22 protein-coding genes are annotated in these 26,110 nt (G+C 67.9%); 5 read left to right on the top strand and 17 right to left on the bottom strand.

Annotated features, from left to right (window positions below; all coding sequences use genetic code 11):
* Positions 1-220: 220 nt before the first annotated feature.
* Entirely contained in the window at positions 221-838 is a 618-nt protein-coding gene (locus QRN21_RS04990) for a vitamin K epoxide reductase family protein (RefSeq protein WP_053096588.1), read from the top strand.
* 67 nt (positions 839-905) lie between these two features.
* On the opposite strand, the gene ndk is transcribed toward QRN21_RS04990, so the two are convergent.
* The 5 genes from ndk to QRN21_RS05015 all read right to left on the bottom strand — a co-directional run bounded on the left by ndk (position 906) and on the right by QRN21_RS05015 (position 7,678).
* A complete protein-coding gene (gene ndk / locus QRN21_RS04995) occupies positions 906-1,322 on the bottom strand; it encodes a nucleoside-diphosphate kinase (RefSeq protein WP_029261664.1) in 417 nt (138 codons plus the stop codon).
* Between the two features lies 1 nt (position 1,323).
* Complete coding sequence (locus tag QRN21_RS05000) at positions 1,324-1,746, bottom strand: DUF4233 domain-containing protein (protein ID WP_053096593.1); 423 nt, start codon at positions 1,744-1,746, stop codon at positions 1,324-1,326.
* Positions 1,734-3,086, bottom strand: coding sequence for a bifunctional folylpolyglutamate synthase/dihydrofolate synthase (locus QRN21_RS05005; protein WP_053096595.1), 1,353 nt, complete (start codon positions 3,084-3,086; stop codon positions 1,734-1,736). The genes QRN21_RS05000 and QRN21_RS05005 overlap by 13 nt, the downstream gene beginning before the upstream one ends.
* Positions 3,083-6,448, bottom strand: coding sequence for an isoleucine--tRNA ligase (ileS, locus tag QRN21_RS05010; protein ID WP_285363320.1), 3,366 nt, complete (start codon positions 6,446-6,448; stop codon positions 3,083-3,085). The genes QRN21_RS05005 and ileS overlap by 4 nt, the downstream gene beginning before the upstream one ends.
* 420 nt (positions 6,449-6,868) lie before the next feature.
* Positions 6,869-7,678, bottom strand: a complete 810-nt coding sequence (locus QRN21_RS05015; protein WP_285363321.1) for an endonuclease domain-containing protein — start codon at positions 7,676-7,678, stop codon at positions 6,869-6,871.
* 314 nt (positions 7,679-7,992) lie between these two features.
* Between QRN21_RS05015 and QRN21_RS05020 the strand changes: the two genes are divergently transcribed.
* Positions 7,993-8,643: a pentapeptide repeat-containing protein gene (locus tag QRN21_RS05020; protein ID WP_285363322.1), complete on the top strand. Its 651-nt coding sequence runs from the start codon at positions 7,993-7,995 to the stop codon at positions 8,641-8,643.
* On the opposite strand, the gene QRN21_RS05025 is transcribed toward QRN21_RS05020, so the two are convergent.
* From QRN21_RS05025 to QRN21_RS05040, 4 genes are all read right to left on the bottom strand, one after another.
* On the bottom strand, positions 8,633-10,141 hold the full coding sequence (locus QRN21_RS05025; protein WP_285363323.1) for an ATP-binding cassette domain-containing protein: 1,509 nt from the start codon (positions 10,139-10,141) through the stop codon (positions 8,633-8,635). The two genes, QRN21_RS05020 and QRN21_RS05025, sit on opposite strands and share 11 nt — an antisense overlap.
* Positions 10,138-10,950, bottom strand: coding sequence for an ABC transporter permease (locus QRN21_RS05030; RefSeq protein WP_285363324.1), 813 nt, complete (start codon positions 10,948-10,950; stop codon positions 10,138-10,140). Before QRN21_RS05030 ends, QRN21_RS05025 begins: the two co-directional genes overlap by 4 nt.
* Positions 10,947-11,888 carry an ABC transporter permease gene (locus QRN21_RS05035; protein ID WP_056278920.1) on the bottom strand — a complete coding sequence of 314 codons (942 nt, stop codon included), beginning with the start codon at positions 11,886-11,888 and terminating at the stop codon, positions 10,947-10,949. The genes QRN21_RS05030 and QRN21_RS05035 overlap by 4 nt, the downstream gene beginning before the upstream one ends.
* A gap of 103 nt (positions 11,889-11,991) precedes the next feature.
* Positions 11,992-13,602 (bottom strand): ABC transporter substrate-binding protein, encoded by a 1,611-nt coding sequence (locus tag QRN21_RS05040; protein ID WP_285363325.1) that lies wholly within the window; start codon positions 13,600-13,602, stop codon positions 11,992-11,994.
* Positions 13,603-13,803: 201 nt separating this feature from the next.
* Here QRN21_RS05040 and valS point away from each other — a divergent pair, with 201 nt between their 5' ends.
* Positions 13,804-16,398, top strand: coding sequence for a valine--tRNA ligase (valS, locus tag QRN21_RS05045; protein ID WP_053096608.1), 2,595 nt, complete (start codon positions 13,804-13,806; stop codon positions 16,396-16,398).
* Positions 16,395-16,613: a hypothetical protein gene (locus QRN21_RS05050; protein WP_394194020.1), complete on the top strand. Its 219-nt coding sequence runs from the start codon at positions 16,395-16,397 to the stop codon at positions 16,611-16,613. The genes valS and QRN21_RS05050 overlap by 4 nt, the downstream gene beginning before the upstream one ends.
* 66 nt (positions 16,614-16,679) lie before the next feature.
* Here the strand turns inward: QRN21_RS05050 and QRN21_RS05055 are convergent, their stop codons facing one another.
* Both QRN21_RS05055 and QRN21_RS05060 read right to left on the bottom strand, forming a co-directional pair.
* Positions 16,680-16,898: a hypothetical protein gene (locus QRN21_RS05055; protein ID WP_072591421.1), complete on the bottom strand. Its 219-nt coding sequence runs from the start codon at positions 16,896-16,898 to the stop codon at positions 16,680-16,682.
* On the bottom strand, positions 16,895-17,518 hold the full coding sequence (locus QRN21_RS05060; RefSeq protein ID WP_053096611.1) for an ArsR/SmtB family transcription factor: 624 nt from the start codon (positions 17,516-17,518) through the stop codon (positions 16,895-16,897). The genes QRN21_RS05055 and QRN21_RS05060 overlap by 4 nt, the downstream gene beginning before the upstream one ends.
* A gap of 155 nt (positions 17,519-17,673) precedes the next feature.
* Between QRN21_RS05060 and QRN21_RS05065 the strand changes: the two genes are divergently transcribed.
* Positions 17,674-19,725, top strand: coding sequence for a M3 family metallopeptidase (locus tag QRN21_RS05065; RefSeq protein ID WP_285363326.1), 2,052 nt, complete (start codon positions 17,674-17,676; stop codon positions 19,723-19,725).
* Between the two features lie 22 nt (positions 19,726-19,747).
* Here the strand turns inward: QRN21_RS05065 and QRN21_RS05070 are convergent, their stop codons facing one another.
* From QRN21_RS05070 to QRN21_RS05095, 6 genes are all read right to left on the bottom strand, one after another.
* A complete protein-coding gene (locus tag QRN21_RS05070) occupies positions 19,748-20,284 on the bottom strand; it encodes an NUDIX hydrolase (protein WP_285363327.1) in 537 nt (178 codons plus the stop codon).
* On the bottom strand, positions 20,281-21,549 hold the full coding sequence (gene clpX / locus QRN21_RS05075; protein WP_053096617.1) for an ATP-dependent Clp protease ATP-binding subunit ClpX: 1,269 nt from the start codon (positions 21,547-21,549) through the stop codon (positions 20,281-20,283). The genes QRN21_RS05070 and clpX overlap by 4 nt, the downstream gene beginning before the upstream one ends.
* Positions 21,550-21,722: 173 nt before the next feature.
* Positions 21,723-22,574: an aldehyde dehydrogenase family protein gene (locus QRN21_RS05080; protein WP_053096636.1), complete on the bottom strand. Its 852-nt coding sequence runs from the start codon at positions 22,572-22,574 to the stop codon at positions 21,723-21,725.
* Positions 22,571-24,013 (bottom strand): aldehyde dehydrogenase family protein, encoded by a 1,443-nt coding sequence (locus QRN21_RS05085; RefSeq protein ID WP_285363328.1) that lies wholly within the window; start codon positions 24,011-24,013, stop codon positions 22,571-22,573. The genes QRN21_RS05080 and QRN21_RS05085 overlap by 4 nt, the downstream gene beginning before the upstream one ends.
* Before the next feature lie 10 nt (positions 24,014-24,023).
* The gene (gene deoC / locus QRN21_RS05090; protein WP_285363329.1) at positions 24,024-25,025 is read right to left on the bottom strand and encodes a deoxyribose-phosphate aldolase; all 1,002 of its coding nucleotides are present in this window, start codon (positions 25,023-25,025) and stop codon (positions 24,024-24,026) included.
* Positions 25,022-25,957, bottom strand: coding sequence for a sugar-binding transcriptional regulator (locus QRN21_RS05095; protein WP_056278928.1), 936 nt, complete (start codon positions 25,955-25,957; stop codon positions 25,022-25,024). Before QRN21_RS05095 ends, deoC begins: the two co-directional genes overlap by 4 nt.
* Between the last annotated feature and the right edge of the window lie 153 nt (positions 25,958-26,110).

Raw genomic sequence — 26,110 nt, forward strand, 5'->3', positions numbered from 1 at the left:
GTGTCGCGAACTCATTCGGTGTGCGACCGGCCCATGGCTCTGATCACGAGGGGCATACGGCCCCGAAGTCTGCGTCGATGCGCGCCACGACGGGGTCGAGCGATGCATCACAGGCCATTATCGCACCAAGTGCCCCGGTTCGCGGCATCCTCGCGACTCCGGGTCGTTTTCTCCGGCGCGCTCACGCCCGATACATAGCGATCGCTGAGAGAATCCACACATGAGCGAGCAGCGCACCCGCCCCGTCGTCTATGCCGTGTGGTTGATCATCGCGAGCGTCATCGGCTGGTTCGCCGCCTTCCAGCTGACGGTCGAGAAGTTCGTGCTTCTGGAGAACCCGACCGATGCGCTCGCCTGCGATGTGAGCCCCTTCATCCAGTGCAGCAAGAACCTCGGGTCCTGGCAGGGTGAGATCTTCGGCTTCCCCAACCCGCTGCTCGGACTGACCGGGTGGATGGCCCCGTTGGTGATCGGCGTCGCGATCCTCGCCGGGGCGAGGTTCCCGCGGTGGTTCTGGGCGGCCTTCGGCGCGGGGATCACCTTCGCCTTCGGACTCGTCTGCTGGCTCATCGGCCAGAGCCTTTACGCCGCGAACCTCGGGGTTCTGTGCCCGTGGTGCATGGTGACGTGGGCAGTGACCATCCCGACCTTCTTCGCGACGATGCTGCATCTGACCCGCAACGGCACCTTCACACGGAACGAGAAGACCCGGGAACGCGCCGACAAGCTGATGGTCTGGGTTCCGCTGGCCACCATCCTGGCCTACGCGGTCATCATCATGATGGCGCAGCTGCAGGGCCTGGACTTCCTCGGCGAGATGGCGCGCATAATCTTCTGACCCCGCCTGGACATGACGAAGCCCGCCGCACGATCTCGTGCGGCGGGCTTCGTCGTGTGCGGATCGGTCAGTCGAACCAGATGCCGAGCTCGCGTGCGGCCGACTCGGGGCTGTCCGAGCCGTGCACGAGGTTCTGCTGCACTTTGAGACCCCAGTCGCGGCCGAAGTCGCCACGGATCGTGCCGGGCGCGGCGGTGGTGGGGTCGGTCGTGCCGGCGAGCGAGCGGAAGCCCTCGATCACACGGTTGCCGGCGAGGCGGATGGCGACCGACGGGCCCGAGAGCATGAACTCCAGGAGCGGCTCGTAGAAGGGCTTGCCCTCATGCTCCGCGTAGTGCTCGGCGAGCAGGTCGCGGTCGGGCTCGACCAGGCGGATGTCGACGAGGGCGTAGCCCTTCGCTTCGATGCGCGCCAGGATCGTGCCGGTGAGGCCGCGGGCGACACCATCGGGCTTGACGAGGACGAGGGTTTCTTCGGTGGCCATGTCATTCACTCTCTGTCTGAGTCTCAGTCGTGGGCCCGTCGGGACGTCGTGCGTCCAATCGGGCCCCCATGATCGTCGCATACCCCCACATGCCGCCGAAAACCACGACGACGAGCAGGATCGCGGGGACCAGGATAGCCGCCAGAGCGATGACGACCTGCAGGACCCAGCCCGCCGTGATCGCCCACGGCTTCGTGATCATGCCGGCGAGGGCGAGGCAGGCGAGCCCGACGACGGCACCGCCGACGATCCCCCACCATTGCGGGATGCCCGCGGGCAGCGTCTTCAGACCGAAGACCGTGAGCCCCGCGAGGAAGACGACGATGGACTCGAAACCGAGCACGATCGGCGCCAGCTTCTGCACCAGAGTGCGTGGGGGACGCGGCGGACGGGCCGGGCGGGATGCGGCGGTCACGCGCGCCATCCCGACTTCCAGTCCTCTTCCTCGGCGAGAGCGATCGCCTCGCCGGCGAGCACGACCGAGCCGGCGATCACGACGGCCCGGCGATCCGATGACGCCGCCCACTCGCGGGCGGCGTCCGCTGCCTCGGCGAGCGTCGGGTGCACCGTCGCGCGCTGTCCCGTCGACTCGACGAGATCGGCGATGAGATCCGCGTCGCTCGCACGGTCGGACTCGGGCGCCGTGGCGAACACATGGGCCGCCGCGGGCGCGAGCTTCGAGACGATACCGGCGGCATCCTTGTCAGCGAGCACGCCGAGCACCACACCCCACTCGTCGAAGTCGAAGCTGTCATCCATCGCCTGCACGAGCGCGGCTGCGCCGTGCGGGTTGTGCGCAGCATCCACGATCACCGTGGGAGCGACGCCCAACAGCTGAAGTCGCCCCGGCGAGGTCGAGCCCTGCAGGCCCTCCGAGATGATGTCGGCGGCGATCGGCTGCTGCGCCCCGCCGATGAGCGACTCCACGGCTGCGACCGCGAGGGCCGCGTTGTGTCCCTGGTGCGCTCCGTACTGGGGCAGGTACTCCTCGACATACGCTCCGGCGAGACCGCGGATGGTCAGCAGCTGTCCGCCGACGGCGAGCTTCTGCTCGGCGAGCCCGAACTCCTCGCCTTCGAAGGCGATCGTGGCGTTCCTCTCGGCAGCGACACGGCGCAGCACCTCGGCGGCCTCCGCGGGCTGCTGGGCCGACACGACGGCAGCGCCCTCCTTGATGATTCCCGCCTTCACGGTCGCGATCTCGGCGATCGTGCCGCCGAGACGATCGGCGTGGTCGATGTCGATGGGCGCGAACACCGCCACATCACCGTCGGCCGTGTTGGTCGAGTCCCACTCGCCGCCCATTCCCACTTCGAGGACGAGCACGTCGACCGGGGCATCCGCCACCGCCACGAAGGCGAGCACGGTGAGCAGCTCGAAGAACGTGAGCGGCTCCTCACCCGCTGCCTCGAGCTCGGCGTCGACGATCTCGACGAACGGTTCGATCTCGTTCCAGGCGTCGACGACGGCGGCATCCTCGATCGGCTCTCCATCGATCACGATGCGCTCGGTGAAGCGCTCGAGGTGCGGACTGGTGAAGAGGCCCGTGCGCAGCCCGTGCGCGCGCAGCAGGGTCTCGATCATGCGAGCGGTCGAGGTCTTGCCGTTCGTACCCGTGATGTGGACGACGCGATACGTGCGCTGCGGATCGTCGAGATACGCGAGGATGCGCGCTGTGCGCTCCTTGCGCGGCTGCACCCAGCGCTCCCCCGCACGACTCAGCAGCTTGTCGTAGACGGCATCGGCCTTGTCGCGTGCGCTCATGCGGCGGGCTCCTTCGTCGTGACGTCGATCGTGACGATGATCGGACGCTTGTCGGCGCCCAGGGCGGTCGCACCACTGCGGAAGACGCCGTCGCCGGGGCTGGCGACCTCCTGCACGAGGGTGTCCATGTCGTCGGTCGCCTGCACCGCGAACGCGATGGCCAGGGTCTCCCCCGCGATCAGGTCCGCATGCGCCTGCAGCGCCTCGGCATCGGCCGGGCCGACGTTCAGTGCCAGAACGATGCGGTCGCTCACATCGAGGTCCGCATTCTTGCGGGCCTCCTGCACGACGCGGATGGCGTCTCTCGCCAGTCCCTCGGCTTCGAGCTCAGGAGTCGTCGTCGTGTCGAGCAGCACGAATCCGCCGCTCGGCACGATCGCGAGCGCCTCCCCCTCGGGCCGGCCGGTGGTCTCGAGCACGAGGTCGTACTCGCTCGGCTCGAGCACGATGCCGCCCGCGGTCACGACGCCGTCGACCTCCGACCAGTCGCCGGACTTCGCGGCCTTGATCACCGTCTGCACGTTCTTGCCCAGGCGCGGACCCGCCGCACGGGCGTTCACGCTCAGCCGGTGGCTGATCCCGTATCCGCCGGCGGTCGTGTCCGACTGCTGGACGAGCTCGACCGACTTGACGTTGAGTTCCTCGCGCAGGATGTCCTCGAACTGGCCGAGCGTGGCCGCCAGAGGTGACACCACCGTGAGGCGTGCGAGTGGCAGCCGCACACGGAGCTTCTCCTTCTTGCGCAGGGCGTTGCCGACGCTCGACAGCTCGCGAACGGCATCCATCGCGTCGCGGATCTCGTCCGCCGCGGGGAACGCGGTGTCATCCGGCCAGTCCTGCAGGTGCACGCTGCGTCCGCCCGTGAGCCCCTGCCACACGCGCTCGCTGATGAGCGGCACGAGAGGCGCGGCGACCCGGGTCAGCGTCTCGAGCACCGTGTAGAGCGTGTCGAAGGCGTCTGTGCTCGACCCCTCCCAGAACCGGTCGCGCGAGCGACGGATGTACCAGTTGGTGAGCACCTCGGCGAAGTCGCGCAGACGCGCGGACGCGGTCGTGGAGTCGAGACCCTCGAGGTCCGCTCGCACCTCGCGCACCAGGTCGCCGAGACGAGCGAGGATGTAGCGGTCGAGGACGTCGGTCGAATCAGTGCGCCAGGTCGCCTCGTATCCGCCGGGCTTCGCCGCGTTGGCGTACGTCGCGAAGAAGTACCACGAGTTCCACAGCGGGAGCAGGAACTCGCGCACGCCCGAGCGGATGCCCTCTTCGGTCACTGCGAGGTTGCCGCCGCGCAGCACCGAGCTCGACATGAGGAACCAGCGCATCGCGTCGGAGCCGTCGCGGTCGAGCACCTCGGAGACGTCCGGATAGTTGCGCAGCGACTTCGACATCTTGTAGCCGTCGTTGCCCAGGACGATGCCGTGGCAGCTGACGCCCGTGAACGCCGGTCGATCGAACAGCGCCGTCGAGAGCACGTGCATGACGTAGAACCAGCCACGCGTCTGCCCGATGTACTCGACGATGAAGTCGGCGGGCGCATGCGTGTCGAACCACTCCTGGTTCTCGAACGGATAGTGCACCTGCGCGTACGGCATCGAGCCGGAGTCGAACCACACGTCGAAGACGTCCTCGATGCGGCGCATGGTGCTCCGGCCGGTCGGGTCATCGGGGTTCGGACGGGTGAGGTCGTCGATGTACGGGCGGTGCAGATCGATCTCGCCCTCGGGGTTGCGCGGGAGCGTGCCGAAGTCGCGCTCCATCTCCTCGAGCGAGCCGTAGGCGTCGACGCGCGGGTACTCGGGGTCGTCGCTCTTCCAGATCGGGATCGGCGAGCCCCAGTAGCGGTTGCGGCTGATCGACCAGTCGCGCGCGCCTTCGAGCCACTTGCCGAACTGGCCGTGCTTCACGTTCTCGGGCACCCAGGTGATCTGCTCGTTGTTCGCGAGCAGGTCGTCCTTGATGTCGGTGACGCGGATGAACCAGCTGGACACGGCCTTGTAGATCAGGGGATTCCGGCACCGCCAGCAGTGCGGGTACGAGTGCACGTAGCTCTGCTCGCGCAGGAGGCGCCCCTCGGTGCGCAGCAGGCGGATGAGCGGCGTGTTCGCGTCCATCCACAGCTGCCCGGCGACGTCGGTGACGTTCGGCAGGAATCGTCCGCCATCGTCGAGCGACAGGATCGTCGGGATGCCGGCAGCACCGGCCACCCGCTGGTCGTCCTCACCGTAGGCAGGAGCCTGGTGGACGATGCCGGTGCCGTCGCTGACCGTGACGTAGTCGTCGACGAGGATGCGCCAGGCGTTCTCCGTGCCGTAGGTCTCGGCGTCGGCGTAGTAGTCGAAGAGCCGGTCGTAGGTGACTCCCTCGAGCTCGGCTCCGCGCACCGTCGCGTCGACCGCGGCGAGCGCCTCGTCGAGGCTCTCGTATCCGAGCTCCTTGACGTAGCCGCCGAGCAGCTCACGCGCCAGAAGGTAGCGGTGGGCCGAGGCCTCGACGGCGGCATCCGTCGTTCCCGCGACCTGGTGCACGTCGGCGGCTCCTCCGGGACCGGCGGGCAGCACGACGTACTCGATGTCGGGGCCGACGGCGAGCGCGAGGTTGGTGGGGAGGGTCCAGGGGGTGGTCGTCCAGGCGAGTGCCCGCACGGCGGTGAGACCGAGGGCCTCAGCCTTCGCACCGGTCAGCGGGAACGTGACGGTGACCGACGGGTCCTGACGGTTCTGGTACACGTCGTCGTCCATGCGCAGCTCGTGCGCCGACAGCGGGGTCTCGTCGCGCCAGCAGTACGGCAGCACGCGGTATCCCTCGTAGGCGAGTCCCTTGTCGAACAGGGTCTTGAACGCCCAGAGCACGCTCTCCATGTAACCGAGGTCGAGCGTCTTGTATCCGCGCTCGAAGTCGACCCAGCGAGCCTGACGCGTGACGTAGTCCTGCCACTCATGGGTGTACTTGAGCACCGAGTCCTTCGCCTTCGCGTTGAAGACGTCGATGCCCATCTCCTCGATCTGGCTCTTCTCGGTGATGCCGAGCTGCTTCATGGCCTCGAGCTCGGCGGGCAGACCGTGGGTGTCCCAGCCGAAGACACGATCGACCTTCTTGCCGATCATGGTCTGGAATCGCGGGAAGACGTCTTTGGCGTAGCCCGTGAGCAGGTGCCCGTAGTGCGGCAGGCCGTTGGCGAACGGCGGGCCGTCGTAGAAGACCCACTCGTCTTCGCCCTCGCGCTGCTCGATCGAGGCGCGGAAGGTCTGATCGGTCTCCCAGAAGTCGAGCACCTCGCGCTCGATCTGAGGGAACCGAGGGCTCGGGGCGACGGAGGCAGCCTGGTCGGCGGCGGGGCCGAAGGAGGAACGCGGGTAGGTCATGTCGTCTCGCAGGAGTCGTGGCGGATGCTGCTGCGAGGACGATCCGTCCGGCTTGTCGTTCCGGGGACCGCGGTACCACCTCGCGTGCCGCGCCTCACGGCGGAGCCACTCTCACTGCGGCTGTGACGGGCCTGCCCCGCTCGGTTCTACTGAGTCCGCCCTCGCGAGCCGACCGTTCTTCCGAGAGCTCCCCGGTGATGTCCGGATCACAGCTCTTGTCTCCCATTGTACGCGCGGTGCGGCGCGTGCGCCTCCTGCCTCCTGAGAGCGGCCGAAGTCCGTGCGCGCTTCCGATGTCGGTTCTGTCTCCGGAGCCCGCACCCCCGTCGGCCGAATGCACCTCCGTCGGCCAGTCTCCGGGAATTCGGCCGAGGCACGACGATCTGTCCGACGGTGCGAAGCGTCTGAACGGCGGGTCACTCACCCCGCGCGGTGCAGTCCCTGCGCGACCGCGCGCATGATCAGGTCCTGCACGATGTGCCAGTCGAACATGACGTGCGTGTACGACACGCGCATCACGTGATACCCCATCAGCCGCAGTTCGGCATCGTGCCGGATGTCTTCGGATCGCTGCGCACCGACGTGGTGGGCCCCGTCGATCTGTACGACGAATCGGTCGCCGATCAGAGCGTCGACGCGGTGGCCCGCGATCCAGATCTGCACGCGGATCGGCTCTCTCAACCACCGCAGTCGCGCACGAAGGTAGGTCTCCAGCCCCGCGTCGGCGAAAGGAGTGGCCCGTTCGAGAATCAGCCGCGCCGCCGGCTTCCACGAGTATCCGCGCAGAGCTTCCATCGTGACGAGCGACTTGTTGAGCGCTGACTCCCAGGTCGCGAGCGCCCGCTCGAAAGGCTCGCACTCAGCGATGTACGCCAGCACATTCTCGATCGGATCGACGAGCACATCCGGATGACGCGGCACGATCGGACTGCCCCAGTGCACCTGCGCGTCGACACGTCGCCTCCCCGCGGCGTTCGGCCCGACGGCGACGTGTGGCTTGCCCGAATCGTCGTGCAGCCAGAGACCGAGCCGAGCGGCTTGAGTACGGCAGGTCAGCACGACGCCTCGGCGCGCCGCGCTGATCAGCATCCCGTCGGCGGAAGGCACCGCGAGCCATCCTCGTCGCGGCCGGATCAGCACACCGCTTTCGACCGCCGACGCGACCAGGCTCCGAGCGAATCCGCGCTCTTGGATGACGGTGACACGCACGACGCCGCCGAGCTCCGTCATCGTCGCAAGCAAGTCCTCTGACGTTCTCCGCACCCAGCCAGTGTGGGACGTATCGCGTGCGCGTCGCCCCCCGTTCCAGGCTTGTGCGCACAACGGCGTCTCGTGGCGTTCTGTGCAGGACCGGTCGAGGCGTCCGCAGACGTCGCTCGCTCGCCACTCTCGTGCTCCCGCTCTCGCTCGGCCGAATCCACCTCCCTCGGTCCGATTCCGCGCAATAGGCCGAGTGAAGCGCATCCGGCCGAGGAAGGAGCAGCCGAACCGAGGAAGGCGCGGCCGAACCGAGGAGTGTCTCACCCACCCCCTACCCTCGAAGCATGGTCCGCTCCCCCGAATCCCCTGCGGCTCCCCGCGTATCGCCTCCCGACCTTCCCCTCGAGTTCGAGTCGGCGACGGCTCGGCGCAGCGCCGATCTGCTCGCGGCACAGCTCGATCTCGAGGTCGCAGCCGATCTCGCCCACGCCTCACTCGAGCAGTGCACGATCACGGCCGACGCCGACAGTGTCGATCTGACCGGAGCCACCCTCATCGACGTCGACATGACGGGTGTCCGCATCGCCTCGCTCAAGATGCGGGATGCCGGCATCCGTCGCGTGCGCATCAGCGGCGGACGCATCGGCACGCTCGATCTGAGCAGCGCCCGAATCGACGAGCTGGAGCTCCGCGACGTGCGGATCGACTATCTGAACCTGGGGGCGTCGAAGGCCACGGACGTCGAGATCACCGCGTGCAGCATCCGGACGATCGACATGCCCCAGGCCGAGCTCACCCGCGTGCGCTTCACCGACACGCGCTGCGACGAGGTGGACTCCCGCGGCATGCGCGCCACGCACGTCGACCTGCGCGGGCTCGACGCCTCGGCGTTCCTCGATGCGAACAGCCTCCGCGGCACGACCCTGAGCAGCTTCCAGGTGCAGCAGCTCGCACCGGTACTCGCGGCGGGGATCGGCATCCAGGTCAGGGACTGACGGGCCGGTTCGCGTCGAGCAGCTCCTGAGTGAACGGATGCTGCGGCGACTCGAACACGTCCGTGACTGCACCCTGTTCGACGATGACGCCGTCCTGCATCACCAGCACGTCGTCGGCGACCGCCCCGACGACATCGAGATCGTGCGACACGAAGATCATGGTCAGCCGACGCTCGCGCTGCAGCCTGAGCAGCAGCTGGATCACGCGCTCACGCACCGACGGATCCAGAGCCGACACCGGCTCGTCCAGCACGAGCACCTCGGGCTCGGCAGCCAGTGCCCGAGCGATGGCGGCACGCTGTCGCTGCCCACCCGACAGCGCGGACGGCCGCCGTGTCGCCAATACGGGGTCGAGGTCGACCTCGGCGAGAAGCTCGGACACCCGCGCGGCCCGCAGCGCCCGAGGCACGCCGCCCGCGGCGAGCGCCTCCCTCAGCGACCGCCCGATGCTCCATCGGGGATCGAATGCGCCGAGCGGATTCTGGTGCACGAGCTGCACGCGGTGCTCGCCGATCCAGCGCAGGCCGCCGTCGTCCGGCTGCTCGACACCGACGATCATCCGGGCGAGCGTCGTCTTGCCCGACCCCGATTCCCCGACGATGCCGAGTGTGCGTCCCTGATGCACGGCGAACGACGCGTCGTTCACGGCGGCGATCTCCTCGTATGTCCTGGTGACGCCTGTGGCGACGAGCACGGGTGTCACGTCGTCGGTAGAGGTCACACGCGGCTCGTGCATCGTCGCGGCGATCAGCTGTCGGGTGTACGCGTGCTGCGGCTTCTCGAGAACCTCGCCGACGGGCCCGGACTCGACGACCACGCCGTTGCGCATGACCAGCACGCGATCGGCGATGCGACGGACGGCCGCGAAGTCGTGGCTGATGAACACGATCGCGGTGCCGGCGTCGGCGATGTCGCGGAGGAGTCCGAGGATCCTCGCCTGCACCGTCGCATCGAGAGCCGTGGTCGGCTCGTCCGCGACGAGGATCGCGGGTTCGGCAGCGATGGCCGAGGCGATCAGTGCCCGCTGCCTGAGTCCGCCGGAGAGCTCGTGCGGGTACTGCCGCGCTCGGCGGCCGGCGTCCGGCATCCAGACGCGGTGCAGCAGCTCCTGCACTCTTTCGCGCAGCGCCGCTCGTCCGGACCTGAGGCCGTGGAGACGCAGGGGTTCGGCGATCTCCGATCCCACCCGTTGCAGCGGATCGAGCGAGACGAGGGCATCCTGCGAGACGAGCGCGATGCCCGCGCCGCGCAGAGACCGCCAACGCCGCTCGCCGAACCGCGCGACATCCGTCCCGTCGATGATGAACCGTTCGAACCGCACCCGTGCGTCTGCGGGCGTCAGTCCGAGAAGTGCCCGTGCGGTGAGCGACTTGCCCGCGCCCGACTCACCGACGATGGCGACGCACTCCCCTCGCGCCACCGACAGCGACACCCCGTCGACGACGGGCGTCCCACCGAAGTCGATGCGCAACCCCTGCAGCTCGAGCGCTTCCGTCACGACGCCCGCCCCTCTGCTCTGGCACGCAGCACGCGGCCGACGATCGTCGCCGCGATCACGGTGACGGTGATCGCGATGCCGGGGAACACGGCGATCCACCAGGCCTGTCCGAGCACGTTGCGTCCTCCGGCGAGCATGAGGCCCCACTCGGGAGTGGGCTCCGATGGGCCGAGACCGAGGAAGCTGAGTCCGGCGGCCGCGAGGATGCTCGAGCCGATGCCGATCGTCGCGAGCACGCTCAGCGACCCGAGCACACCCGGCACGACATGCCGGACGAACGCGGGCACAGGGGGGACGCCGAGGATCCGGGCGGCCTCGACGTGCTCGGCGCTGCGGAGGGTGCGGGTCTGCACCCTCGCCAGCCGGATGTAGACGGGGACGGCGGCGAGCGTCACGGCGATCGCGATGTTGACCGGTCCGGGCCCGAGCACCGCCACGACCACGAGCGCGACCAGGAACTCGGGGAAGGCCATGAGCACATCGTTCACCCGCATGAGTGCCGCGTCGACTCCCCGCGGGGCGAGGCCGGCGAGCGCACCGATGAGCAGCCCCACGGCGAGCGCGATGCCCGTGGCGAGCAGGCCGATGCCGATCGAGCGCCCTGCCCCGTAGAGCACGCGCGAGTAGACGTCGCGCCCGCTCTGATCGGTGCCGAACAGATGCTCGGCGCTGGGCGGCAGAAGCGATGCGCGCACGTCGGTCTGAAGAGGGTCGTGCGTGGCGAGGACAGCGGGGAAGGCCGCAGCGAATGCGAGCACCAGCAGCACGGCCACGGCGCACCAGAGCAGCACGGTCTGCGCGCGCTTCATCGCCTTCCTCCCCGCCCGGTGCGCAGCCGAGGATCGATGAGCGGATGCAGCAGCTCGATCACGAGGTTCACGATCACGAAGACGATGGCACTGAGCAGGATGATCCCGGTGATCACCGGCAGATCGCGGTTCGTGATGGCCGCGAGGGTGACCCGGCCGAGGCCCGCCCTGGCGAACACGGTCTCTACGAGCACCGCTCCTCCGAGCACCGATCCGGTCAGGTAGGCCGCCAGGGTCACGGCATTCGCGGCACCGTGTCTCAGTCCGTGACGCAGCGTGAACCAGGACGGGCTCGCACCCCGCGCCCGCACGGTCTCGGCGAACGGCATCCGCTCGGCCTGCACGAGTCCATCCCGCAGCACCTGGCTGAGCAGCGCCGCCACGGGAAGCGCGAGCGTGATGGCCGGCAGCACGATCGTCGCCGGATTGCGGGCACCCGAGACAGGGAACCACCCCAGTCCGAATGCGAAGACGCTGAGCAGGATCAGTCCGATCCAGAACACGGGCGACGACAGGATGACGAGTTCGATGCCCGCGGCGACGGCTCGTCCTGCCTGGCCTCGCACCAGCAGGGCGACGGCGAGCGCGAGCAGCACGGCGATCACGAGAGCCAGCGCCGAGAGCTGCAGCGTCGATCCGAGCTGACGGCCGATGACCTCGGTCACCGGCATCCGCAGCTGATACGACTCGCCCAGGTCTCCCCGGGCGAGCTGACCGATGAAGGTCAGATACTGCTCGAGCGGGGGTCGATCGAGGCCGAGCTCCGCACGGATGCCGTCCTTGACCGCCTCGCTCACCTGAGCCTGCGGCCCGAGCATCACCGAGACCGGATCGCCCGGGATGACGCGGAACGCCAGGAAGACGAGTGTCGCCGCGCCCCAGAGCACGATCACGACGGATGCCGCGAGACCGGCGATCCGGATGAGCGCTGCCTTCACCGTTGGCGCCCTCTCGACGATCTCTGAGCACCCTTCGGCACGCGGCGCTCGCTCACGAACGATACCGCAGCGATATGCCCAAGGGTGCTCGACGACTCAGCGGTCAGCCGACGCTCACGTCGTAGAACAGCGGACGTCCGTACAGGTCGTAGTCGAGACCGCTGACCCGCTCGCCGACGGCGGTGATCGCCGAGGGGCTGTAGAGCGGGACGATGGCCGTGTACTCCGCATTCCACTCCTGCAGCTGCGTGTAGATGCTGTTGCGCTCGTCCTGATCGCTGGAGGCGACGGCCTGGTCGAGCAGAGCGTCGATCTCCGGATCGGTGACCTGGGAGGCGTTCTGGAACCCCTCTGTGTGCAGGTGCGCACGGAGGAAGTCGGGGTCGACGCCGGAGAATCCCCAGTCCGTCAGGTCGAAGGTCTTCGGACCGTACTGCTCGTTGTAGGCGCCGGGCTCCAGCACCTCGCGCACGACCTCGAACCCGATCCCCTTGAGATCCGACTGGATGGCGTTCGCCAGGGCGGCCCTGTCGTCCGGCACCGGGGTCCATGCGATCCACCGCGCAGACAGGCGCTTGCCGTCCTTCATGCGGATGCCGTCGCTGTCGCGCTCCGTCCAGCCGGCCTCGTCGAGGAGAGCGTTCGCCGCTGCTGCATCGAAAGGCCAGCTGTCCTCGAGGGAGGCGTCGTACCCGGGAGTCGTCGAGCCGAGCACGCTCCATGCTCGTGGGAACTGCCCGAAGAAGATCTCCTCGACGGCGGCGTCGACGTCGATGCCCCGAGCGAATGCCTGGCGCACCTTCTCGTCGGCGAAGACACCGTACTTCTCGTTGAGGTACAGCGAGTACGGCAGGCCGGGGTACTCGACCGAGTCCACGGTGATGCCGTCGCCGAGATCTCCCGCGAGGTTCGGGGGGATGTTGCTCGCGAGGTCCGCCTCGCCGCTCTGCACGACGCCCGTGCGCACGGAGGCCTCCGGCTGGATCTCGACGCGCAGCGTCTCGACCTCCGCCGCATCCTCGCCGTGCGGCCCCCAGGCGTAGTCATCGTTCCGGGTGTACACCAGCTCCTGATCGGGCGTGTACTCGGTGAGCACGAACGGACCGGTGCCGACCGTGACATCGGGCCCTCCGGCCTTCAGCTGGTCGGCGGACTCCGCCAGCACGGCCGGTGAGTAGAACCCGAGCTGCGGCGTGCTGGCCGCCTGCAGGAACGGCGCGTACGGCTGGGTGAAGCTGACCGTGACGGTGTGCTCGTCGACGACCTCCGTACCCGCGTAGAAGTCTGCTCCGAGCATCGACGCCGCCTGCGCCGACTCCGTCTCGGGGTCGACGATGCGGTCGAAGTTCGCCTTGACCGCCTCGGCGTCGAAGACCTCGCCGTCGGTGAACGTCACGTCGTCACGGAGGACGAAGGTGTACTCCGTGCTGTCGTCGGAGACGGTCCACTCCTTCGCCAGCCAGGGGCTGAACGAGCCGTCGTCCTCCTGGAAGACCAGCGAGTCGAGCACTGCCCGCTGCACCATGCCGGAGACGTCGAGCTGGCTCACCTGCGGATCCATGTGCCCGGCAGAGAGGTTCGCGCCCTCGATCGACCAGACGAGCTCTCCGCCGTCGGACTCGGAGGACGGCGCGGCGCAGGAGCTGAGCAGGAGGGCGCTCACGGCGACGGTGGCACCGAGCGGGATCGCGCGGCGCAGGAAGGTGATGGGCATGCTGTTCCTCGGGAGGGAAGGCGAAGGGACGCGGACGCGTCGTTTGTTGGACTGGATCCAATTCTAGAGCGTCCTCTTCACCCCCGGCGCTGCGCGGCAGGACCGGAACTCTGCACTGCCGCGGGCGATTAGACTGTGGGACACAATCCACACTCAGGCACGCTCACACAGTGCCGCATACATCGCTCGAGGAGAACCTTCATGTCCGCTATTCCCGACAAGCCCGCACTCGAAGGTCTCGAAGCGAAGTGGGGTGAGACCTGGTCCGAGCGGGGCACGTACCTGTTCGACCGCATCCGCGCCGCGGAGTCCGGCCGCGAGGGCGTCTACTCGATCGACACTCCCCCGCCGACCGCATCCGGAAGCCTGCACATCGGGCACGTCTTCTCGTACACGCACACCGATGTCAAGGCGCGCTTCGAGCGCATGCGCGGCAAGAACGTGTTCTACCCGATGGGGTGGGACGACAATGGACTGCCCACCGAGCGCCGCGTGCAGAACTACTACGGCGTGCGGTGCGACCCGACGCTCCCCTACCAGAGCGACTTCACCCCGCCGTTCGAAGGCGGCGACAACAAGTCCAGCCGCGCTGCCGACCAGGTGCCCATCAGCCGCCGCAACTTCATCGAGCTCTGCGAACGTCTGACGATCGAGGACGAGAAGCAGTTCGAGGCGCTGTTCCGCCAGCTCGGCCTCTCGGTCGACTGGACGCAGACCTACCGCACCATCTCCGACGACACGATCCGTCAGAGCCAGCTCGCATTCCTGCGCAACCTCGAGCGCGGCGAGGCCTATCAGTCGCTCGCTCCGACGCTGTGGGACATCGACTTCCGCTCGGCGATCGCCCAGGCCGAACTCGAGGATCGCGACCAGCAGGCCGCGTACCACACCATCGACTTCCCGTTCGCCGACGGATCCGGCTCGATCACGATCGAGACCACCCGCCCCGAGCTGCTTCCCGCGTGCATCGCGATCGTGACCCACCCCGAGGGCCCGCACAAGCACCTGATCGGCACGAAGGTGCGCACGCCCTTCTTCGGCGCCGAGATCGAGATCCACGGCCACCACCTCGCACAGCCCGACAAGGGCACCGGCGCCGCGATGGTCTGCACCTTCGGCGATGTGACCGACATCATCTGGTGGCGCGAGCTGCGCACGGCGGCGGGCGACCACCTCCCGAACATGACCACGATCGGCCTCGACGGACGCTTCCTCCCGACGGCGCCGTCGATCGTCGCCGATGCCGACGCGATCGACTGGTACACCGCCGAGCTCGCGGGCAAGACGGTGTTCTCCGCGCGCAAGGCCATCGTCGAGAAGCTGCAGGAGACCGGAGACATGACGGCCGTCGGCAAGCCGTTCAACCACGCCGTGAAGTTCTTCGAGAAGGGTGACCGCCCTCTCGAGATCGTCTCGACCCGCCAGTGGTACATCCGCAACGGCGCACGCGACGCGAACCTGCGCGACGAGCTGCTCGAGCGCGGCACGCAGCTGGCGTGGCACCCGGACTTCATGCGGGTTCGCTACGAGAACTGGGTCGGAGGTCTGACCGGAGACTGGCTCGTGTCGCGTCAGCGCTTCTTCGGCGTGCCGATCCCGCTCTGGTACGGCCTCGACGAGAACGGCGAGCGCGACTACGCCCGCGTGATCGCTCCCGATCACGCCAGTCTCCCCATCGACCCGACGACCGACGTGCCGGAGGGATACACCGAGGATCAGCGCGGCGTGGCCGGTGGTTTCGAGGCCGAGGCCGACATCCTCGACACCTGGGCCACCTCGTCGCTCACTCCGCAGCTCGCCGGTGGATGGCAGCGCGACGAGGAGCTGTGGCAGCTCACGGCACCGTTCGACCTGCGCCCGCAGGGACAGGACATCATCCGCACCTGGCTCTTCTCGACCATGCTGCGCTCGACCCTCGAAGACGGGCGCTCGCCGTGGCGCAACGCCGCGATCTCGGGCTTCATCGTCGACCCCGACCGCAAGAAGATGTCGAAGTCGAAGGGCAACGTCGTCACGCCGGCGGACATCCTCGAGACCCACGGATCGGATGCGGTGCGCTACTGGGCCGCCTCCAGCCGCCTGGGAATGGATGCCGCCTTCGACCCGCAGAACCCGACGCAGGTCAAGATCGGCCGCCGACTGTCGATCAAGGTGCTCAACGCGGCGAAGTTCGTGCTGTCGTTCCCGGTGCCCGAAGGCGCCCAGGTGACGCACGCCCTCGACGCCTCGATGCTGACAGGCCTCGACGCCGTGATCGCCGAGGCGACCAAGGCGTTCGAGAACTACGACCAGGCCAAGGCGCTGGAGGTCACCGAGGCGTTCTTCTGGACGTTCTGCGACGACTACCTCGAGCTCGTCAAGGAGCGCGCCTACAACCAGAACGACGTGGGCCAGGCCTCCGCGGCACTCGCGCTGCGCCTGGCGCTGTCCACGCTGCTGCGCCTTCTCGCGCCGATCCTCTCGTTCGCGACCGAAGAGGTGTGGTCGTGGTTCGAAGAAGGCTCGGTCCACACCGCCGCGTGGCCGGAACCTCTCGGCATCGACGGTGACACGGCGGTGCTGTCGGCCGCGAGTGAGGCACTGATCGGCATCCGCCGCGCCAAGACCGAGGCGAAGGCATCGCAGAAGACTCCGGTATCTCGTGCCGCGATCGCGGCGCCCGCCGCCAAGCTCGACGCACTCCGCGCCGCAGCCGAAGATCTCAAGGCCGTCGGCCGCATCGCCGACCTCGAGTTCACCGAGGCCGACGAGTTCGCGGTCACCGCGATCGAGCTCGCTCCGGTCGAGGGGGCATGATGCAGCTGGGTACGCGGTGGGCCACCGGCTCGGAGCCGCCGGCATCCGTTCCCGCCGCGCTCCGGCCGGCGATCGCCGAGGTCGAATCCCGCGGCCTCACCGGACACTGGACGCTCACATGGCTCGAGGGCCGTGCGATCGCCGAGCTCGATGCGGGCTGGGAGGTCGTGCAGACCGGGGCCGGCGACGTGATCGCCCGCCCCTTCGAGGACTGACGAACTCTGATCAGAAAGCCCCCTGTCCGGAACTCCAGACAGGGGGCTTCGCTGCGTGTGGCGATGTCATCGACGCGGCAGGCCGAGCTGCGCGAGCATGTGGTCGACGGCGTGGGGATCCTGGCGTCTGGTCTGCTGCTCGCGCAGGAGATCCAGCGCGAGCGTCCGCTTCTCGGCCCGACGTTCGATGCGACGTTCCACGAAGGCCGTGAGCAGCCCGGCGAGGCCGAGCAGCCTGCGCTCAGTGCGCGTCGGGGCGACGAGTCGGATGGTCGCGCTGGTCATGATTCCTCCGTCTTCGAGTCGGCGGCATCCGCGAGCACAGCACCGGAGGCCGGCAGGTCGAAGAGCTCGGTGCGCAGCGACACCCGGCGCACATCCGGCCCGGTCTGGCCGCGGAATCGCTCGACCGCGCTGTCGACCACCGCCATGAGCTCATCCTTGAGACCCGCCATCTGCGAGGGGGTCATCTCGAGCAGAGTCGTGGCGATCAACCCGGTGTCCTTCCAGCCCTCTGGCACGTCCGTGTCCGGCCGATTCACGTAGGACATCAGGGTCTCGTGGCGAAGTCGGAAGAACTCGGACGAGACGATCTGCGCCGCGGCTCGATTCGCCGGTGACATGCTCTGACTGGGACCGGGGATGTCGATGCGTCCTTCGGGAAGCTCCCACCAGCGCTCTCGGGCCGTGCCGCGGCCCTCGACCTCGTGGATGAGGTCGTGCGCCGAGAGCGTTCGCAGGTGATAGCTGGTCGACCCGGACGTCTCACCCAGCATCGAGGCGAGCGAACTCGCCGTCTGCGGCCCGTGAGTGCTGAGCAGGTCGAAGATCCTCACACGCAGCGGGTGAGCGAGGGCTTTGAGCGCCCCCGCGTCGAGGCGTCGCAACTGCAGTTCGTCTTCCATACCGTCGACGATACTCTTGCAAAGACTTCTTTGCAAGTTAATCTTTGCAAATTAAACTTTGCACACGTCTGCGCCGTACGGCCAGAGCCCGTGCCGTCACGGACGCCGCCGCCGGGAAGCGAGTCCCTGTAGCGGGTGATGGCTAGGCTCAGAGGATGACCGACGTCGCGAATCCCCTGCTTCAGCCGTCCACGCTCCCCTACGGTCTTCCCGACTTCGCTGCCATCAGGCCCGAGCACTACCTGCCGGCATTCCAGGCCGCGTTCGACGAGCACCTCCGAGAGATCGCCCGGATCACGATGGTGCGCTCGATGCCCACCTTCGAGAACACGATCGAGGCGCTGGAGCGCTCAGGAGAGCTGCTCGACCGCGTCGCGCACGCGTTCTACACCGTGACCTCGGCCGATGCGACGCCGGAGATCCAGGAGATCGACGAACAGCTCGCTCCTCTCATGGCGGCCCATCAGGATGCCATCACTCTCGACGCTGCGCTGTACTGGCGCGTCCAGCAGGTGCACTCGCACCTCGACGATCTCGAGCTCGATGATGAGCAGCGGTACCTCGTCGAACGGCACCACCGCGAGATGACCCACGCGGGCGCGGCCCTCGGCGACGAGGCGAAGAGCAGACTCACCGCCCTGAACCAGCAGCTGTCGACGCTGAACAACACCTTCGAGCGCAACCTCCTCAACGACACGAACGACCTCGCGGTGGTGTTCGACTCGCCCGAGGAGCTCGCGGGCCTCAGCAGCGGTGAGCTCTCCGCAGCGGCTCGCTCGGCGGCGGATCGCGGCCTCGACGGACGCTTCGTCATCTCCCTCCCGCTGTTCACCGGGCATCCGTACCTGGCGCAGCTCCGCGATCGCGAGTCGCGTCGCCGCATCCTGGCGGCCTCGCAGTCGCGCGCGTCGCGTAACAACGGGAACGACAATCGTCCCGTGCTCGCCGAGATCGTGCGCCTCCGCGCCGAGCGCGCGGCACTGCTCGGCTATGCCTCGCACGCCGCGTACGTGACGGCAGATGAGACGGCCGGCACGCCGGACGCGGTCGAGCGGATGCTGCGCGATCTCGCGGCGCCATCTGCACGCAACGCACGAGCCGAGAAGGAAGCCCTGCAGGCGATCGTCGACGAGACCGAGGCGACGCCCTTCGCGGTCGAGGCGCACGACTGGGCTTTCTACACGGAGAAGGTGCGGACCGCCCGATACGCGATCGACACGAGCGCGCTCCGTCCGTGGTTCGAGGCCGAGCGGGTCCTGAAGGACGGCGTGTTCTTCGCTGCGACGAAGCTCTACGGGGTGACGTTCGCAGAGCGCCGGGACCTCCGGGCCTACCACCCGGGTGCGCGTGTGTTCGAGGTGAGGGACGCGGACGGGAGCGCGGTCGGACTGTACGTGCTCGATCTCTATACCCGCGACTCGAAGCGCGGTGGCGCCTGGATGAATCCGATCGTGAGCCAGTCGCGCCTGCGCGGGACGCTGCCCGTGGTGGTCAACAACCTCAACGTGGCGCTCCCCGGAGAGGGAGAGCCCACGCTGCTCACCCTCGACGAGGTCACGACGCTCTTCCACGAGTTCGGCCACGCTCTGCATGGCCTTTTCGCCGTCGTCACCTACCCGCACTTCGCCGGAACGAACGTCTTCCGCGACTTCGTGGAGTTCCCGAGTCAGGTGAACGAGATGTGGATCCTATGGCCCGAGGTCCTCGACAACTATGCCCGGCATCATGAGACGGGAGAGCCGCTCGACCCCGCGATCGTCGAACGACTGCGCGCGACGGAGACGTTCAACCAGGGCCACGACACGAGCGAATACCTCGCAGCCGCCTGGCTTGACCAGGCATGGCATCGCGTGAGCACGCAGACGGAGATCCTCGACGTGGCCGACTTCGAGGCCGCCGCCCTCGCCGACATCGGACTCGACGATCCTGCCGTGCCGACCCGCTACTCGTCGACCTATTTCGCACACGTCTTCTCGGGCGGATACAGCGCCGGCTACTACTCCTACATCTGGAGTGAGGTTCTCGACGCGGACACCGTCGAGTGGTTCCGTGAGAACGGCGGACTCACCCGCGAGAACGGCGACCGGTTCCGCTTCCGTCTCCTCGGCGTCGGAGGGTCCAAGGATCCGCTCGACGCCTACCGCGATTTCCGCGGGCGCGATGCAGAGATCGCACCGCTCCTGAAGCGGCGCGGACTCGAGGCGTGATCAGGTCGCACGCCGCGTGACCTCAGCGGTCGAGCATCTCCATCGCCTTGTACCAGGTGAGCTGGTGGTAGCTCTGCGCGAGGTGATCGCCGAGGCCGTCGAGAGACACGACGTGCACGGCGATCGCCTCGCTGTCATCGAGCGACTGCTCGGTGACTCGCACGCAGCCCCGCGCGAGGAAGTGATGCACCCGGTTGGTGTGGCTGCCGAAGTTGGCCCAGGTGGGACCGAGGTCGATCATCTCGTCGGGCTCGTACCCGGTCTCCTCGCGCAGCTCGCGGATGGCGGCCGCTTCCGGTGACTCGCCAGCCTCCAGACCGCCACCGATCGTCCCGACCGCGACGATTCCTGCACCATGGCGATACTCGTCGACGACGATCGCGTGGCCATCCCGATCGACGGCGAGCACCGAGATCCAGTCGCCGTATTCGAGCACGTAGTACGGAGCGATCGAGTGTCCTCGCTCGTCGACGCAGTCATCCGCGCGCACGCGGATCCAGCGGTCTGCATGCACCAGCTTGCTGTCGACCACCCGCCAGGGCGAGGGAGCGGAACTCACGCGCTCTTGCGCTTGCGCTCCATCACGATCGTCGGCGGAGCGCCCTCGTCGACGGCCGCCTGGGTGACGATGACCTTGGCGACGTCTTCGGCCGAGGGGATCTCGAACATGATCGGACCGAGCACGTCTTCGAGGATGGCCCGCAGTCCGCGAGCGCCGGTCTTGCGCTCGACGGCGAGGTCGGCGATCGAACGGAGCGCGCCCTCTTCGAATTCGAGCTGAACGCCGTCGAGTTCGAACATGCGCTGGTACTGCTTGACGAGTGCGTTGCGCGGACCCGTGAGGATGTCGATGAGCGCATCCTGGTCGAGCGGAGACACCGATGTCACGACCGGAAGACGACCGATGAACTCGGGGATCAGACCGAACTTGTGCAGGTCCTCCGGAAGCACCTCGCTGAACAGGTCGAGGTCCTTGCCCTTGTCGTGCAGCGGAGCACCGAAGCCGATTCCGTGCTTGCCGACGCGTGCCGACACGATGTCCTCGAGGCCCGCGAACGCGCCAGCGACGATGAACAGCACGTTGGACGTGTCGATCTGGAGGAACTCCTGGTGCGGGTGCTTGCGCCCACCCTGCGGGGGCACCGATGCGACCGTTCCCTCGATGATCTTCAGCAGGGCCTGCTGGACGCCCTCACCTGAGACATCGCGGGTGATCGAGGGGTTCTCCGCCTTGCGGGCGATCTTGTCGACCTCGTCGATGTAGATGATGCCCTGCTCTGCGCGCTTGACGTCGTAGTCCGCCGCCTGGATGAGCTTGAGCAGGATGTTCTCGACATCCTCGCCGACGTAGCCGGCCTCGGTGAGCGCCGTGGCGTCCGCGACAGCGAACGGCACGTTGAGCTTCTTCGCGAGGGTCTGGGCGAGGTAGGTCTTGCCGCATCCGGTCGGCCCGATGAGCAGGATGTTGCTCTTCGCGATCTCGACGCTCTCGGCCTTCTGCTCGGCCGTCTGGAGGGTGCCGTGCGCGCGGATCCGCTTGTAGTGGTTGTACACCGCGACGGCCAGTGCCTTCTTGGCTGGCTCCTGTCCGACGACGTACTCCTCGAGGAAAGAGAAGATCTCGCGCGGCTTGGGGAGTTCGAAGTCCGCCGTGCCGTCGGCGGAGGACTCGGCCATCCGCTCCTCGATGATCTCGTTGCACAGCTCGACGCACTCGTCGCAGATGTACACACCGGGTCCTGCGATGAGCTGCTGCACCTGCTTCTGGCTCTTTCCGCAGAATGAGCACTTGAACAGGTCAGCGCTTTCGCCGATACGGGCCATGCGCGTCCTCCTAGGGGGGATCCTGAGATCGTCTACTGAGCCTAACCGCTGCATCCGACACCGGGACGCATTGGCGCGGCGTCGTACATCTCGAGTCCGTATCGCCCGTCCGCGTCTGCACGACGAAGCCCGCCTCCTCGGTGCGGGGAGACGGGCTTCGTGATGCTCGAACGTCAGACGAGGCTCTTGGTGTGCCAGACGGTCTTGACCTCGGTGAAGGCGCCGATGCGCTCCGGAGACGCGGTGACCGCGCCGGGAGTCAGCACGCGCTTGAGCGTCTCGGCGGCGGCGATCTGCATGTCGATCCACTCGAGATCGCCGGCACCGGCCAGATCGAGCGCATTGACGTCCTGGTGCGAGGCGAGCCAGGGCGCCATCTCGGCGGGAGACCCGGTGAGCACGTTGACGACGCCCCCGGGCACATCGCTCGTGGCGAGCACCTCAGCGAGGCTGATGGCCGACAGCGGGAACCGCTCGCTCGCGATCACGACGACCGTGTTGCCTGCGACGAGCGCAGGAGCCACGACCGAGACAAGACCGAGCAGCGCGGAGTCCTGCGGTGCGACGATCGCGACCACGCCGGTCGGCTCCGGCACCGAGATGTTGAAGTACGGACCCGAGACCGGGTTCGCGTTGCCCGCGACCTGCGCGTACTTGTCGCACCAGCCGGCGTACCAGACCCAGAGGTCGATCGCCTCGTCGACCTGCGCGGCGGCGGCGGACGTGGAGACGCCCTCCTGCGCGGCGATCTCGTCGATGAACTGCGCGCGGCGACCCTCGAGGACCTCGGCGACCCGGTACAGCACCTGCCCGCGGTTGTATGCGGTGGCGCCGGACCACCCCTTCACGGCGGCACGTGCGGCCACGACGGCGTCCCGTGCGTCCTTGCGCGAGCCCTGGGCGGCGTTCGCGAGGAATGCCCCCTTCGCCGACAGCACCTCGTAGGTGCGGCCGGACTCGCTGCGCGGGAAGGCGCCGCCGATCGCCAGCTTGTAAGTCTTCGGAACGGTCAATCGCTTGCTCATGCGGAGGCCCCCTTCAGGTATGCGGTGAGACCCTGACGTCCGCCTTCACGGCCGTATCCGGACTCCTTGTAGCCGCCGAACGGACTCGACGGGTCGAATCGGTTGAACGTGTTCGCCCAGATGACACCGGCACGCAGACGGTCGGCGACCGCGAGGATGCGCGAGCCCTTGTCCGACCAGATGCCGGCGGAGAGGCCGTACGGCGTGTTGTTCGCCTTGGCGATCGCCTCGGCCGGCGTACGGAACGTCAGCACCGACAGGACGGGCCCGAAGACCTCGTCGCGGGCGATGCGATGCGACGCCTCGACACCGGTGAAGATCGTCGGAGCGAACCAGAACCCCTTGTCGGGGATCGCGCAGTCCGCGGTCCAGCGCTCTGCGCCCTCGGCCTCGCCGATGTCGCTCAGCTCACGGATGCGGGCGAGCTGTGCCGCCGAGTTGATCGCGCCGATGTCGGTGTTCTTGTCGAGCGGGTCGCCGAGGCGCAGCGTCGACAGGCGGCTCTTCAGGCGATCGATGACCTCGTCATGGATCGACTCCTGCACGAGCAGTCGGCTTCCGGCGCAGCACACATGCCCCTGATTGAAGAAGATGCCGTTCACGATGCCCTCGACGGCCTGGTCGATCGGCGCGTCATCGAACACGATGTTGGCGGCCTTGCCGCCGAGCTCGAGCGTGACCTTCTTGTCGGTCCCCGCGACGGCCCGTGCGATGTCGCGGCCGACACCGGTCGAACCCGTGAAGGCGACCTTGTCGACGTCGGGGTGACGCACGAGCGTGGCCCCCGTGGAACCGGCACCCGTGATGATGTTGACGACACCGGCCGGCAGATCCGCCTGCTGCAGGATCTCTGCGAAGATCAGCGCCGTCAGCGGCGTGGTCTCCGCAGGCTTGAGCACCACGGTGTTGCCTGCCGCCAGAGCAGGAGCGAGCTTCCACGCGAGCATCAGCAGCGGGAAGTTCCAGGGGATGATCTGCCCGGCCACGCCGAGCGCACGCGGGTTGGCGCCGAGTCCGGCGTAGTCGAGCTTGTCAGCCCACCCCGCGTAGTAGAAGAACCAGGAGGCGATGAGAGGCACGTCGACATCGCGGCTCTCCTTGATCGGCTTCCCGTTGTCGAGGCTCTCGGCGACCGCGAGCTCGCGAGCCCGCTCCTGCACGAGACGTGCGATGCGGAAGAGGTACTTGCCGCGATCGCGGCCGCTCATCTTCGACCAGGTCTTCTCGTAGGCGCGACGCGCGGCGGCGACCGCCCGGTCGACGTCCGCGTCGCTCGCCGAGGCGATCTCGGCGATGTGGCTCTCGTCAGCCGGCGAGATCGTCGCGAAGCTCGAGCCCGATCCGTCGACGAACTCGCCGTCGATGAACAGTCCGTAGCTGTCCTTGAGGTTGAGTACTGCTTTCGACTCCGGTGCCGGAGCGTATTCCAGGAATGACATATGCGGGCTCCTAGTCGATCGTGACGTAGTCGGGGCCGGAGTAGTGGCCGGTGGTGAGCTTCTGGCGCTGCAGCAGCACGTCGTTCAGCAGGCTCGAGGCGCCGAAGCGGAACAGGTGCGGCTGGAGCCATTCCTCCCCCACGGTCTCGGCGACCGTCACGAGGTACTTCACCGCATCCTTCGACGCGCGGATCCCGCCGGCGGGCTTGACGCCGATGCGCTCTCCCGTACCCCGGTGCCAGTCGCGCACTGTCTCGAGCATGAGCAGCGTCGTCGGCAGCGTCGCCGCCGGCTGCACCTTCCCGGTGGAGGTCTTGATGAAGTCGCCACCGGCGAGGATGCCGAGCCACGATGCGCGCTTGATGTTGTCGTAGGTGTTGAGCTCGCCGGTCTCGAGGATCACCTTGAGCGAGGCGTATGAACCGTCGGCACGACGGCATGCCTCTTTCACCTGGGCGATCTGGTCGTACACGAGTCCGTATCGGCCCGAGAGGAACGCTCCTCGGTCGATGACCATGTCGATCTCGTCGGCGCCGGCCGCGACCGCTTCGGCGGTGTCGGCCAGCTTGATGGCCAGCGAAGAACGTCCGCTGGGGAACGCGGTGGCGACCGCGGCGACCGAGATGAGTCCGTCATCCGGATCGCCGTGCATAGCGCCGAGCGCCTCGACCGCGTCGCCGACCATGTCGCCGTACACGCAGACGGCGGCGACCCGGGGGGTCGTCGGGTCGGCGGCATCCGGGTTCTTCGCCTTGGCGACCAACGAGCGCACCTTGCCCGGCGTGTCGGAGCCTTCGAGGGTGGTGAGGTCGATCAGCTTGATGATCGTGTCGAGTGCCCAGGCCTTCGACGTGGTCTTGATCGAACGCGTGCCGAGTGCGGCCGCGCGCTGCTCCAGGCCGACGGCGTCGACACCCGGGAGTCCGTGCAGGAACCGGCGGAGCGTGGCGTCATCCGGCTCACCGCCGAGAACGTCCACCGCCGATCTGCGGCTGAGTTCTTGGGTCGTCATCGTTCCTCCAACAATGCTCGTGCTGTGGTCTCATCTGTCACCAAAACGCTGCACAGGCCGCTGGTCACGACTGTGCGCGCGATGTCATGCTTGGCGTCACCGGCGGTGACGAAGATCGAGCGCTTCGCGGCGCGCAGGCGCCCGAGGTCGACTCCGACCGTCCGGGCGTCGAGCTGCGGGTCGACGATGTTGCCGTCGGCGTCGATGTACCGCCCGAGGACGTCGCCCACGGCACCACGGCGCGCGAGCTCTTCGACATCGGATGCCGAGAGGTAGCCGTTCTCGACATGCGCGGAGGTCGCATCGCAGGGCCCCGCGGTGAACAGGAACGCCTGCGCTTCGGCCGCTTCGACGAGGACGGCCGCGACGGTGCGGTCGGCTTCGATCGCCTGCTTGGTCTCGACGCGTTCGAGGATCGCCGGGCTCGGCAGGAGGGACACGTGTCCGGATGCACGCTGGGCGATGGTGACGGCGAGGCCCGCGGCTCCGCCCGAACGGCGGTTGAGGCTCACTCCCCCGTTGAGCTGCACGACGGTGACGCCGGTCGCCCATCCTTCGGGCAGCGACTCTGCGACGGCGCGCAACGTACGCCCCCAGCTGACGCCGAGCGTGCGGGGCACCGGCCGCATCGCAGTGAGGTAGTCGGCCGCGGCCTGGGCGACCCGCTCGAGGGTCCCGTCATCGCCGTCCGGGGAGGGAACGACGACGGCAGCCGTGAGGCCATGGCGTTCGACGAGCTGGCGCTCGAGTCCGAGTCGGCGCGCACGCGGGTGCACGATCTCGATGCGGACGATGCCACGCTCTCTGGCCTGTGTGAGAAGGCGCCCCACCTTCCAGCGGGACAGCTTGAGGAGGGCGCCGATCTCGTCCTGCGTCTTGTCCTCGTCGTAGTACAGCTCGGCGACGCGGACCATGATCAGTTCTTCTTCCATGGCATCCTCCTTCCGTCTCCAGCATACGTCCGTAGCACCGTTCGCGCAGCTTGATGCTCATATGAGCATTGACGCTTCCAGTGGTCGCACATTCGCCGGAGACGACAAAAGGACGCCGACCCTGAAGGGCCGACGTCCTCTCACCATGGAGAT

Origin of the sequence: Microbacterium sp. LMC-P-041 (assembly GCF_030209555.1) — a bacterium.
In the GTDB taxonomy this organism is placed as follows: Bacteria; Actinomycetota; Actinomycetes; order Actinomycetales; family Microbacteriaceae; genus Microbacterium.

Excerpts from the sequence above, each read along its gene's own strand:
- QRN21_RS05095 (WP_056278928.1), bottom strand. The coding sequence starts at position 25,957 with ATGGAAGAAGAACTGATCATGGTCCGCGTCGCCGAGCTGTACTACGAC.
- QRN21_RS05080 (WP_053096636.1), bottom strand. The coding sequence starts at position 22,574 with ATGAGCAAGCGATTGACCGTTCCGAAGACTTACAAGCTGGCGATCGGC.
- QRN21_RS05000 (WP_053096593.1), bottom strand. The coding sequence starts at position 1,746 with ATGGCGCGCGTGACCGCCGCATCCCGCCCGGCCCGTCCGCCGCGTCCC.
- QRN21_RS05015 (WP_285363321.1), bottom strand. The coding sequence starts at position 7,678 with ATGACGGAGCTCGGCGGCGTCGTGCGTGTCACCGTCATCCAAGAGCGC.
- QRN21_RS05060 (WP_053096611.1), bottom strand. The coding sequence starts at position 17,518 with ATGGAAGACGAACTGCAGTTGCGACGCCTCGACGCGGGGGCGCTCAAA.
- QRN21_RS05085 (WP_285363328.1), bottom strand. The coding sequence starts at position 24,013 with ATGTCATTCCTGGAATACGCTCCGGCACCGGAGTCGAAAGCAGTACTC.
- QRN21_RS05040 (WP_285363325.1), bottom strand. The coding sequence starts at position 13,602 with ATGCCCATCACCTTCCTGCGCCGCGCGATCCCGCTCGGTGCCACCGTC.
- QRN21_RS05020 (WP_285363322.1), top strand. The coding sequence starts at position 7,993 with ATGGTCCGCTCCCCCGAATCCCCTGCGGCTCCCCGCGTATCGCCTCCC.
- deoC (WP_285363329.1), bottom strand. The coding sequence starts at position 25,025 with ATGACGACCCAAGAACTCAGCCGCAGATCGGCGGTGGACGTTCTCGGC.
- QRN21_RS04990 (WP_053096588.1), top strand. The coding sequence starts at position 221 with ATGAGCGAGCAGCGCACCCGCCCCGTCGTCTATGCCGTGTGGTTGATC.
- ndk (WP_029261664.1), bottom strand. The coding sequence starts at position 1,322 with ATGGCCACCGAAGAAACCCTCGTCCTCGTCAAGCCCGATGGTGTCGCC.
- clpX (WP_053096617.1), bottom strand. The coding sequence starts at position 21,549 with ATGGCCCGTATCGGCGAAAGCGCTGACCTGTTCAAGTGCTCATTCTGC.
- QRN21_RS05005 (WP_053096595.1), bottom strand. The coding sequence starts at position 3,086 with ATGAGCGCACGCGACAAGGCCGATGCCGTCTACGACAAGCTGCTGAGT.
- ileS (WP_285363320.1), bottom strand. The coding sequence starts at position 6,448 with ATGACCTACCCGCGTTCCTCCTTCGGCCCCGCCGCCGACCAGGCTGCC.
- valS (WP_053096608.1), top strand. The coding sequence starts at position 13,804 with ATGTCCGCTATTCCCGACAAGCCCGCACTCGAAGGTCTCGAAGCGAAG.
- QRN21_RS05065 (WP_285363326.1), top strand. The coding sequence starts at position 17,674 with ATGACCGACGTCGCGAATCCCCTGCTTCAGCCGTCCACGCTCCCCTAC.
- QRN21_RS05055 (WP_072591421.1), bottom strand. The coding sequence starts at position 16,898 with ATGACCAGCGCGACCATCCGACTCGTCGCCCCGACGCGCACTGAGCGC.
- QRN21_RS05050 (WP_394194020.1), top strand. The coding sequence starts at position 16,395 with ATGATGCAGCTGGGTACGCGGTGGGCCACCGGCTCGGAGCCGCCGGCA.
- QRN21_RS05030 (WP_285363324.1), bottom strand. The coding sequence starts at position 10,950 with ATGAAGCGCGCGCAGACCGTGCTGCTCTGGTGCGCCGTGGCCGTGCTG.